The 10,500-nt window shown below is 36.4% G+C and carries 11 protein-coding genes; 5 read left to right on the top strand and 6 right to left on the bottom strand.

Features of this window, described 5'->3' with window-relative positions:
- The 4 genes from ACFFHK_RS09125 to rimO form a co-directional block, all read left to right on the top strand.
- Positions 1–364, top strand: a 364-nt coding sequence (locus ACFFHK_RS09125; protein ID WP_382371684.1) for a PucR family transcriptional regulator, incomplete at its 5' end; no start/stop codon positions are given.
- Positions 365–456: 92 nt separating this feature from the next.
- Positions 457–1,833, top strand: coding sequence for a GntP family permease (locus tag ACFFHK_RS09120; protein ID WP_382371682.1), 1,377 nt, complete (start codon positions 457–459; stop codon positions 1,831–1,833).
- A gap of 12 nt (positions 1,834–1,845) precedes the next feature.
- A complete protein-coding gene (locus tag ACFFHK_RS09115; RefSeq protein WP_382371680.1) occupies positions 1,846–2,982 on the top strand; it encodes a glycerate kinase in 1,137 nt (378 codons plus the stop codon).
- A gap of 127 nt (positions 2,983–3,109) precedes the next feature.
- Positions 3,110–4,447: a 30S ribosomal protein S12 methylthiotransferase RimO gene (gene rimO / locus ACFFHK_RS09110; RefSeq protein WP_382371678.1), complete on the top strand. Its 1,338-nt coding sequence runs from the start codon at positions 3,110–3,112 to the stop codon at positions 4,445–4,447.
- A 162-nt stretch (positions 4,448–4,609) separates the two neighbouring features.
- Here the strand turns inward: rimO and yccS are convergent, their stop codons facing one another.
- The 4 genes from yccS to ACFFHK_RS09090 form a co-directional block, all read right to left on the bottom strand.
- Positions 4,610–6,790, bottom strand: a complete 2,181-nt coding sequence (yccS, locus tag ACFFHK_RS09105; RefSeq protein ID WP_382371676.1) for a YccS family putative transporter — start codon at positions 6,788–6,790, stop codon at positions 4,610–4,612.
- A 2-nt stretch (positions 6,791–6,792) separates the two neighbouring features.
- The gene (locus tag ACFFHK_RS09100) at positions 6,793–7,227 is read right to left on the bottom strand and encodes a YccF domain-containing protein (protein ID WP_382371674.1); all 435 of its coding nucleotides are present in this window, start codon (positions 7,225–7,227) and stop codon (positions 6,793–6,795) included.
- A gap of 1 nt (position 7,228) precedes the next feature.
- A complete protein-coding gene (locus ACFFHK_RS09095) occupies positions 7,229–7,687 on the bottom strand; it encodes a methylglyoxal synthase (protein WP_382371672.1) in 459 nt (152 codons plus the stop codon).
- A 90-nt stretch (positions 7,688–7,777) separates the two neighbouring features.
- A complete protein-coding gene (locus ACFFHK_RS09090; protein ID WP_382371670.1) occupies positions 7,778–8,437 on the bottom strand; it encodes a curli polymerization inhibitor CsgI-related protein in 660 nt (219 codons plus the stop codon).
- 87 nt (positions 8,438–8,524) lie between these two features.
- Here ACFFHK_RS09090 and ACFFHK_RS09085 point away from each other — a divergent pair, with 87 nt between their 5' ends.
- Entirely contained in the window at positions 8,525–8,797 is a 273-nt protein-coding gene (locus tag ACFFHK_RS09085) for an acylphosphatase (RefSeq protein ID WP_382371668.1), read from the top strand.
- A 6-nt stretch (positions 8,798–8,803) separates the two neighbouring features.
- Here ACFFHK_RS09085 and ACFFHK_RS09080 read toward each other — a convergent pair whose 3' ends face one another.
- Entirely contained in the window at positions 8,804–9,640 is an 837-nt protein-coding gene (locus ACFFHK_RS09080) for a metal ABC transporter permease (protein WP_382371666.1), read from the bottom strand.
- A complete protein-coding gene (locus tag ACFFHK_RS09075) occupies positions 9,637–10,500 on the bottom strand; it encodes a metal ABC transporter permease (protein WP_382371664.1) in 864 nt (287 codons plus the stop codon). The genes ACFFHK_RS09080 and ACFFHK_RS09075 overlap by 4 nt, the downstream gene beginning before the upstream one ends.

Below are 10,500 nucleotides of genomic sequence, written 5' to 3'. Positions count from 1 at the left end.
GAAATGGCTTACGCCGTTTGTGCCTTATATCTCCGCCCTGAAGGACGGAGTTTTACGGCACGAGTCTGATAAATTAACAGGCTCTTGGCAAGCACAAGAATTACTCAAGCCAATACAAGAATTAGAAAAACACTCTCATACCTATCAACTGCGTAAAACCTTACAACAATATTTTTTATCAAACTGTGATCTCACTCTCACAAGTGAAAAACTATTTATTCATACCAATACATTACGTTATCGTTTAAAGAAAATTGAGCAGCTAACCCATTTAAAATTCAATGATATAAATGATCTATTTATCTTATATTTAAGTACAATCCTAGATACATCATTGTCCAAAACCACAATAAATAATAGATAAAAAAGCTTTTTATTGTTTATCTATACAAAGATTTTTGCACAATTAATAGCAATAATTTCGATAGTTCATCTAAATTATAAGGAGTGTTCTATATGAGTGGTTTCATATTGCTTATCTGCTTTATTATCGCAATCATAATAATGATCCTAATGATCGCAAAATTTAAGGTCCACCCATTTTTAGCTTTAATGTCTATTTCTTTTCTATTGGCTTTAATCGCTGGTATCGATTTAACAAAAATTCCAACTATTATTGGCGATGGATTCAGTGGTACATTTAAAACTATCGGTATCGTCATTATCTTTGGTGCCATTATCGGAACTGTTTTAGAAAAAACTGGTGCTGCACTCAAATTGGCAGATCTTGTCGTAAGAATCGTTGGGCAGAAAAACCCTGAATTAGCAATGTTAATTATGGGCTGGATTGTTGGTATCCCTGTATTTTGTGATAGTGGTTTTGTTGTATTAAACCCTATTCGAGAAGCTATTTATAAAAAAATATCAGCGAACCCTGTTGGTATGGCGGTTGCATTAAGTGCTGGTTTATATGCAGCTCATGTTTTTATTCCCCCAACACCAGGTCCCATTGCTGCAGCTGGTGCTGTTGGCTTAGGTAATAATTTACTTTTAGTCATTGGTCTGGGAATTGTTGTTTCTATTCCAGTTTTAATAGCCAGTTACTTTTTTGCCAGATATACCAGCAAAACAGTTCATATTGAAGAAAATACTTGCGATGAAATACTTATCAAAAATTATGATGACTTGATCAAGCAATATGGACAATTACCAAATACTTTTTTAAGTTTAGCGCCCATTTTTATTCCAATTACATTAATGGCATTAGGATCTATCATTAAAATTGTCGGTTTTACAGGGAGTTTTGCAATATTAATCAGCTTCTTAGGTAATCCAATTATCGCACTTGCAACAGGTGTTATCTTTGCTATTCTTCTGCTAGTGAATACGAAAAAAATCAGTGAGTTTGACACAATTACCAATGAAACGCTAAAAATTGTTGGTCCAATTCTCTTTATCACTGCGGCAGGTGGGGTCTTAGGAAAAGTCATTACTGAAGCAGGTTTTGTCGAATATATCAAACAAAATGCGCAAGTAATTAGTACGGCTGGAATTTTCTTCCCATTTATTATTTCTGCTATTTTAAAAACAGCTCAAGGAAGTTCTACGGTTGCCATTATCACGACCGCATCAATCATGGGAATGTTTAATGTAGGTGATTCATTAATGAGTGCCTTAGAGCTGACATCAGAAATCGCCGCCGCTTTAACTGTTATGGCAATTTCATCTGGTGCAATGTGTGTATCTCACGCCAATGATAGCTATTATTGGGTTGTAACTAATTTTACCAAATTAACACCGCAACAAGGTTATCGAACACAAACCGCATTGACGTTTATTATGGGAGTTGTTGGTATTTTAACCGTTTATCTACTTTCCTTAATTTTGTTGTAATAAGGATTTCCGATGAAAATTATTATCGCCCCAGATTCTTTTAAAGAAAGCCTCACCGCTTTACAAGTAGCTAAAGCGATTGAGATAGGTTTTAAGCGTATTTTCCCAGATGCGGAATATTACAAAATTCCGATGGCTGATGGCGGTGAAGGTACAGTACAATCATTGATTGATGCGTGGCAAGGAACAGTCATTAAAACACAAGTTACTGCACCACTTGGTAATACTGTAATTGCAGAATGGGGACTTTCAGCAGATCAAAAAACAGCCATTATTGAAATGGCAGCTGCCTCAGGATTGCATCTTGTACCTGAACAACAGCGTAATCCACTCATTACCACCAGTTATGGTACAGGTGAATTAATTAAAGCTGCTTTAGACTATGGTGTAACCAAAATCATTCTTGGTATTGGCGGTAGTGCAACAAATGACGCTGGCGTAGGAATGTTGCAAGCATTAGGTGCTAAATTTACTGATGTTCAAGGAAATGAATTACCTTTTGGTGGTGCAACACTACAACACTTACAACAAATTCAATTAGATACCTTAGATCCACGTTTAGCTAATGTACAATTTGAAGTGGCGTGTGATGTTGATAACCCTTTATGTGGCGAAACTGGCGCTTCAGCAACTTTTGGCCCGCAAAAAGGTGCTACGCCAAATATGGTTCAACAGTTAGATACCGCTCTAGCACATTTTGCTAAAATTGTCGCTCAACAATACTACAAAGAGATTAATCATATTGCTGGGGCTGGTGCCGCTGGTGGTATGGGAGCTGGTTTACAATTATTGCCACATTGTCAATTAAAAGCGGGGGTTGAAATCATTATTTCAGCAACACAATTAGCTCATTATATTAAGGACGCAGATTTAGTGATTACTGGCGAAGGAAGAATTGATGGACAAACTATTCACGGTAAAACACCAATTGGCGTTGCCAAAGTCGCCAAACAATTTAATAAACCCGTGATTGCCATTGCTGGTTGCTTACGTTCTGATTATGAAGTGGTATATGACGGAGGCATTGATGCGGTTTTCCCAATTATCCGCAACCTTGCCTCATTGGAAGAAACACTTGCACTAGGAAAGGAGAATTTAATCTCTACGGCACAAAATATCGCCCGTTTAATCAAACTCACCCAAGCATAACGCTAATGTTTATCAGTATGTCAGATACTGCAGTATCTGACATACGATGCTAGCATTCCCCACCTAAATTTTGTACAATCTACGCCTTTTTTGAGTGATTAATCCTATTATCCAAACTATAAAAACTATGAATACTACAACACCTAATATTGGCTTTTTAAGCCTTGGTTGTCCGAAAAATTTAGTGGACTCTGAGCGTATTTTGACCGAATTGCGTGCAGAGGGTTATAACATTGTCCCTACTTATGAAAATGCAGATCTTGTCATTGTCAACACCTGTGGTTTTATTGATAGTGCGGTACAAGAATCGTTAGAAGCGATTGGTGAAGCATTAGAAGAAAATGGCAAAGTGATCGTAACAGGTTGTTTAGGGGCAAAAGAAAATCAAATCCGTGAAGTACACCCAAAAGTATTAGAAATTACTGGTCCACACAGTTATGAAGCAGTGATGAATCATGTCCATAAATATGCACCAAAACCTGAATATAATCCGTATATCAATGTGGTACCAAAACAAGGAATTAAATTAACGCCTAAACATTATGCCTATGTCAAAATTTCTGAAGGCTGCGATCACCGTTGTACATTCTGCATTATTCCATCAATGCGTGGTGATTTAGATAGTCGCCCAATTAATACCATTTTGGACGAAGCAAAGCGTTTAGTCGATGCTGGGGTAAAAGAGTTATTAATCGTTTCTCAAGATACCTCTGCATATGCGTTGGATAAAAATCAGAAAGAACAAAAATCAAAAACGGTTTTCTGGAATGGAATGCCAATTAAAAATGACTTGCTCACTTTATGTGAACAACTCGGTAGCTTAGGGGTATGGGTTCGTTTACATTATGTTTATCCATACCCGCATGTGGATAAATTAATTCCATTAATGGCACAGGGAAAAATCTTGCCATATTTAGATATTCCACTCCAACATGCTAGCCCAAAAATCCTAAAAGCCATGAAACGCCCTGGTGCGATTGATCGTACATTAGAGCGAATCAAACAGTGGCGTGAAATTTGCCCTGAACTAACCTTACGTTCAACCTTTATCGTTGGTTTCCCTGGGGAAACGGAAGAAGATTTCCAAATGTTGCTTGATTTTATTCAGGAAGCACAACTGGACCGTGTTGGCTGTTTTAAATTTAGTCCCGTCGAAGGTGCATCAGCAACTGATATGGCAGATCAAGTTCCTGAAGAAGTAAAAGAAGAACGCTTCCATCGCTTTATGCGATTACAACAACAAATTTCTGCGGCACGTTTACAACAGAAAATTGGTAAAACGTTACCGGTGATGATTGATGAAATTGATGAGGAAGGCATTATCGGTCGTTCAATGGCAGATGCACCTGAAATTGATGGCGTGGTTTATCTTGATAATTTAAGTAAACAACAGGTTAACGTTGGCGATATTGTAATGGCAACCATTCATAACGCAGATGAATACGATCTGTGGGCGACGATTTAACCACCAAAACTGAAGAATAAAACCCTTTATACATTAAAAATAAAGGGTTTTACCACTAAACACCTCATATTAATAAAAAAATCGCTGCAAATAGTAATAAGTAGTAATGCGATTCCTTGCACCTTGTTCAAAGCTAAAAATCATTTTCAACAAAAATAAGTTTTAACGTACTTTAAATTCTATCTCTTTTTGGTAATCAATAAACAATGTAGGCAAAGTTTTAGCGATAGCTTCCAACTGCTTAATCAATGGTAGAAAAGTCGCAGTAGTTGGCAATAACGTACTATGTTGTAATTGTTGCAATAATTCCGTTACTTCTTGCATAGATTGCTCAAACTCATCTCCTGTTAATTGATCAAAATTATCCAAAATCGCAATGATCCGTCGTGAAATAGGATAAAGGTGAATCAACATTTGCGTGCTTAATTTTGCTGTGTTCATTTGAGAACGAAATGTTGCTAATGCCGCAATATAGCTTAATAAAGAATAATTGAGTTTTAATAATTCAAACGCATTATTTAACCGAGTTTTATCCTTATAGCCTTGATAATTAAGATTAGATACCGCAGTATTTAACGCCGTAGCATTATCGTGAGCTTGACGGCGGATAATACGATATTTCAGATCATGGTGATTACCAAACTGTAGTTGCACCATAATCGTTAAGAGATAACGTGCATTACTCTTTAACGCATTGATCAAGGTATATTTTAAGCGTAAATATTTCCAATCTGGCCATAAATAAGCCACAGCTAATCCTGCAATAACACAACCAATAATGGTATCTACCGCTCTAGGCAATGTTGCAGAAGCAATATCTACCCCAATAATATTAAAACTTATCAATACCTGAATCGTAATGAAAAAAGTTGAAAAACTATAATTATTGGTACGGAAAAATAAAAATAACGTACTTGCAATAACCACAATGCCTAATTTACTTTCCAAACTCGTGGTGAAATATGGCATCAATGATCCAACTAATACCCCTAAAATCGTACCAATAATCCGCTGTTTTAACCTTGTTTGCGTTGTAGTGTAATTTGGCTGACAAACAAAAACGGCAGTTAATAAAATCCAATACCCTCGTTCAAGCGGAATATTATTAGCGATTAAACAGCAGACAGTTACCACAATTGTTAGACGTACTGCATGACGAAATAACTGAGATTCAAAGGTACATTGATTTTTAATTACCCGAAAAATATTGGCTAACCCAGTAATTCGATCTTGATGAATTCGCCAATTCATTACACTATGTTCGGTTTCTTTTACATTCGCATCTAAATGAGCTAGTTGTAACTCAATTTTCTGCAAACTTTCTAATAAAACGGTTAAATTACTAATGTGTTCGCTATCAGGGGTTGTCATTTTAAAATGTGAAAAGGATTGTTCTAATTCCATCGTGGCGTGTTTGACTTTGCCATAATAAAGAAACGCTTGATTACGTTGTAAAGTTTTCGCAAAAGCTCGACACGTTTTTGCTTGTAATTCAAGTAAATAACGAATTCTGAAAATTAAATCGCTATATTTCAAATCAGATAACAATTCAGCATAATTAAAATAATTGGAATTAATTCGTTCGTGAATATCCTGTGCAATGAAATAGCTGTTAATCATCTTTAACGTCGTATTTGATACCGAGTTTCCTGTTGAACGATAAAACAATGCACTACGACACAAATTAAAGGCTTGAACTACACGACTATTTGCTATTACTAACGCAGTTTGTTGCTGATCTAAATCGGCTTCACGATTATCTGGATTAAAAAATTCTGCTTTAGTTTGCAGATAATCTGCTAATGCCAAATAAGCATTCGCCAGATTTTCTTGTGCTGGTTTTAATGGAAAAAGTAGATAAACCAGCATAGTCAATAAACTATAAAGTGAAGTCCCCATTAAAATTAAGATTGGATTAAGAAACCAAACTTGTTCGGGGTTATATGCAAGAATCGTATATAAAGCAACAACCAAACTACCAAATGCGATCGTGCTATAACGCTGCCCAATCGCACCTAGCATAGTAAAGAAAAAAGTTAATATTGCCATGACCAAAATAAAAAGATAATGGTCAACAAAGGTAATTTGAACAACTAAAGAAGAAATCGAAAAGGCAATTAAAGTATAAAATAAATTTTTTACTCGTCCACTTAATCGATTATCTAAATCCACCAATCCCCCTGCAATCGCCCCTAAAATCAATGGCATACTGATGGAAGAAATCTCAAAATACCAGACAACAATCGCAATAATATTAACGGTTAAAAACATTGGAATAACCGCTAAGATTTTACTATTTAACCATGTAGTATTTACTCGTTCCCAAAACAGCTTAAATATCATTTTTATTTAAAGAACTTCTTCTGATTAAGATAATTTGCATACTCTTTTTCTACGACTCTTTGTCCAACTGGAAAGAGTGAAATGCGTACTAATTTAAAATGCATAATCCCTGTTGGAATACCAATAATCGTAAAGCATTGCATGACACCAACAATAATATGGGCAATGGCAAGCCACCAGCCAAACAAAATAAACCAAACAATATTGAGTACAGCACCAATGCCATTTACCACAGAATGCTGTGGCGCTATTTGGTTCACATGAACAATATCATGTCCAAAAGGCACTAACGATAGCTTAAAAATTTCCCAACAACTGCGAGTATACGGCAAAGTTACCAGCAAAATAGCACTAAAAAAAGTCGCCATTAGCCACGCTAGAGAGATCGCAAACCCACCAAAAAAGAAATTCCACACATTTAAAGCAACATTCAACATCTTATTGCAAACGCTCCGCTAAATAGCCTTGGTAATCAGGAATTTGAATCTCTGTGGTTTGGGTAAATAATGGTGAAGAAATTAAGAAATTAGCAGAAGAACGTGTGATCGCAGTTGGAATATTCCAGACTGTAGCAATCCGCATTAAAGCCTTGACATCGGGATCATGTGGTGCAGCGTTCATTGGATCCCAAAAGAAAATTAAAATATCAATTTTACCTTCGGCAATTAATGCGCCAATCTGCTGATCACCTCCCATTGGACCACTTAATAAGCTATTAATAGTCAACCCTGTTTCTTTCGCAAGTAAATGTCCTGTAGTCCCTGTCGCCACCAGATGGTGTTGTGCTAACTGTTGTTGGTGTGTTTTACACCATGAAATAAGCTCTGCTTTACAGTGATCGTGTGCAACTAAAGCAACAGTTTTTTTTGTTTTTAATTGACGAATCGTTTGTTGCATTACATTCTCCTTTTCTCATTTCTATAAAAATAAAGCGGACTAAATAGTCCGCTCAATATTGTACATCAAATCTAAATCAACCTAACAAGATTATTTACCTTGCGCCCATTTTAAGAAACGTGCTTGCGTTTCTTTATCGGCTTGTTGATACCAATATTGCAACATTTGTTCTGCAACATTTTCACCTTGGACGGTAATTTTTGCTTTTGTTGCTTTTGTCCCTGCTGCGGTAGGAAGCGCTGCAGGCATACTGACAGAAACAAGATTTGGTACTGCTGCAACACCTTGCGAAGCATTATATTCTGCTAAATCTTCTGCCACACGTGTATCTGGGAAAATACCGCTTTGTTGTAAAATATCTTGTTTCGTACCCACCTCTTGATCTGTCGCTGTTTTGACAATGATTTTTGGATTTTTTGTGAATAAATTCGCATTACGCATATTATCTAAACGAGGTGCAGTAATCACTAAATCTTGATCACCACTTTGGAACGTTACAATAATAGGATTAGATTCAAATAACGTTTTATCAGATCCATTGTTTACCACTTCAGAAACTCGAACCACAACTTGGTGCGTAGCATTATCACTAATATTGAAGCTGCTTTGAGATTTCGTTAACGAAGATTTTACTTTTTCGCCATCAATAGCAAGAAGAGAGATATTTGGGGTTACTTTTACCGTTGCAGCTAGGCTACTTACAGAAAGTGTTGTTGCTAAACATACCAATGCCAAACGAGATAATTTCATGTACACTCCTAAAAGGTTTTCTGATTAAAAAACATGATTATCCTATGCTATTTTCTGTAAGATTTAAATAAAAATTTAGGGATTATTATGCAAACACAACAATTTATTATTTATGGGCACGTTCAAGGTGTGGGGTTTCGTTATTTTACTTGGCGAGAAGCACTTCGCTTAGGGCTTACTGGGTGGGTTAAAAATCAACCTGATGGATCAGTGTTAGTTATTGCTCAGGGTTCCGAACAACAATTAATGCAATTTAACCAGTGGTTACAACAAGGTCCTAAAACGGCAACAGTGCAATATATAGAAACAATTACTATTGATAACGCTAAACAATATGATCATTTCAGTATTGCTCACTAATTTCCGCTAATGTTGTAATTGATGAGATCTGAATTTACTAATAGCCACAGATAAAATAAAAAGCGAAGCTTGAGTCAATACGATTGTCGCTCCTGTTGCACTATCAAGATGATAACTTAGTATAATGCCACCAACAGTTGATAATAATGCACTGCCAATCGCGATCCATAACATTCGTGCAAAACGTTTTGTCAGTAAATAAGCAGTAATCCCTGGAGAAATAAGCATTGCAACCACTAAAATTACCCCAACAATTTGCATTGCCAATACAATCGCCAAAGAAAGTAATGCTAACAACCCATAGTGTAATAATGTTATATTCAAACCAGCAACTTTTGCTTGGATTGGATCAAAACAGTACAGTAACAAATCTCGCCATTTGCAATAAATTATCCCTAACATCACGCCAGTAAACAGCAGCATTTGCCACATTTGTGCTTTATCAATACCTAAAATATCGCCAAATAATATATGTGTTAAATGCTGTGTTGTTTCAACTTGGCTAAACAACAGTAAACCCAATGCAAACATTCCTGAAAAAACGATGCCCATAATAGTATCTTCTTTCAAGCGAGCATGATTTTTGAGAAAACCGATACTACTTGCACAACATAATCCTGCAATAAATGCACCAATAGTGAGAGGTAAATTAAAAATAAAAGCTAACACAATACCAGGGAGAACCGCGTGTGAAATCGCATCACCCATCAATGCCCAACCTTTCAAGACCAAATAGCAAGATAACACAGCACAGACAACCGCAATCATTAATGCGGTTACTAATGAGATTTGCATAAACGAATAGGAAAGTGGCTCAATGAACCAATTTAATAATCCACTCATAACTCCCCCTCTCGTTTACTCCTAACGGCATAATAGCGTTGGATAAAAAAGCCATATTTAGGCGAAAAGGCAAAAGCCAATAAAAATAAGCAAGTTTGCAAACTAACAATAATGCCGCCTGTTACCCCATCAAGGAAGAAACTAATATACGCCCCTATTCCACTTGTCAACACACCAAGCGTAGTTGCAATCTTTAGCAGTGTGGCAAAACGATCTGTTAATAAATAAGCTGTAGCACCTGGAGTAATCACCATTGCGATGACTAAAATTGCCCCAACAGTTTGCAACGCCGCCACAATACATGCACTCAACAATGTGAAAAAGAGGACTTTTAAAGCTGTTGGATTTAAACCACTAGCCTTAGCCTGAATTTCATCAAAAAAAACTAATAATAAATCCTTCCAAAACAGGAATAAGAGAAGAAAACAAACACTTAAAATAATCACCACTTGCCAAATATCACTATCAGCAATCCCTAAAATATTGCCTAAAATAATACTCTCCACATCAATAGCCGTTGGGTTTAAGGAAATAATAAATAGACCTAACGCCAAAAATGTGGTGAAAATAAAACCGATAATGGCATCTTCTTTAAGAGAAGCCATCGCTTTAACCCATAAAATCGCAACGGCGGCTAACAGGCCAGATAAAAAGGCACCTACCGCATAAGGTAACGCAAGGGCATACGCAATAGCCACCCCAGGTACGACAGAATGAGATAAAGCATCGCCAATTAATGACCAACCTTTTAGCATTAAATAGGCAGACAAAAATGCACAAACGCCACCGATTGCAGCGCTCACCCAAATTGCTTTAAACATATATTCATATTGAAAAGGGGCAATGAGTAACTCCCACAT

The sequence above is a fragment of the Gallibacterium trehalosifermentans genome (assembly GCF_042433055.1).
GTDB lineage: Bacteria > Pseudomonadota > Gammaproteobacteria > Enterobacterales > Pasteurellaceae > Gallibacterium > Gallibacterium trehalosifermentans.
Note: the sequence above shows the minus strand (reverse complement) of the source record. Positions and strands in the feature narration are given on the sequence as shown.

Bases quoted from the DNA above. Each gene is read 5' to 3' on its own strand.
- ACFFHK_RS09090 (WP_382371670.1), bottom strand. From the start codon at position 8,437: ATGAAATTATCTCGTTTGGCATTGGTATGTTTAGCAACAACACTTTCT.
- ACFFHK_RS09075 (WP_382371664.1), bottom strand. From the start codon at position 10,500: ATGTGGGAGTTACTCATTGCCCCTTTTCAATATGAATATATGTTTAAA.
- ACFFHK_RS09120 (WP_382371682.1), top strand. From the start codon at position 457: ATGAGTGGTTTCATATTGCTTATCTGCTTTATTATCGCAATCATAATA.
- yccS (WP_382371676.1), bottom strand. From the start codon at position 6,790: ATGATATTTAAGCTGTTTTGGGAACGAGTAAATACTACATGGTTAAAT.
- ACFFHK_RS09100 (WP_382371674.1), bottom strand. From the start codon at position 7,227: ATGTTGAATGTTGCTTTAAATGTGTGGAATTTCTTTTTTGGTGGGTTT.
- ACFFHK_RS09080 (WP_382371666.1), bottom strand. From the start codon at position 9,640: ATGAGTGGATTATTAAATTGGTTCATTGAGCCACTTTCCTATTCGTTT.
- ACFFHK_RS09115 (WP_382371680.1), top strand. From the start codon at position 1,846: ATGAAAATTATTATCGCCCCAGATTCTTTTAAAGAAAGCCTCACCGCT.
- ACFFHK_RS09085 (WP_382371668.1), top strand. From the start codon at position 8,525: ATGCAAACACAACAATTTATTATTTATGGGCACGTTCAAGGTGTGGGG.
- ACFFHK_RS09095 (WP_382371672.1), bottom strand. From the start codon at position 7,687: ATGCAACAAACGATTCGTCAATTAAAAACAAAAAAAACTGTTGCTTTA.
- rimO (WP_382371678.1), top strand. From the start codon at position 3,110: ATGAATACTACAACACCTAATATTGGCTTTTTAAGCCTTGGTTGTCCG.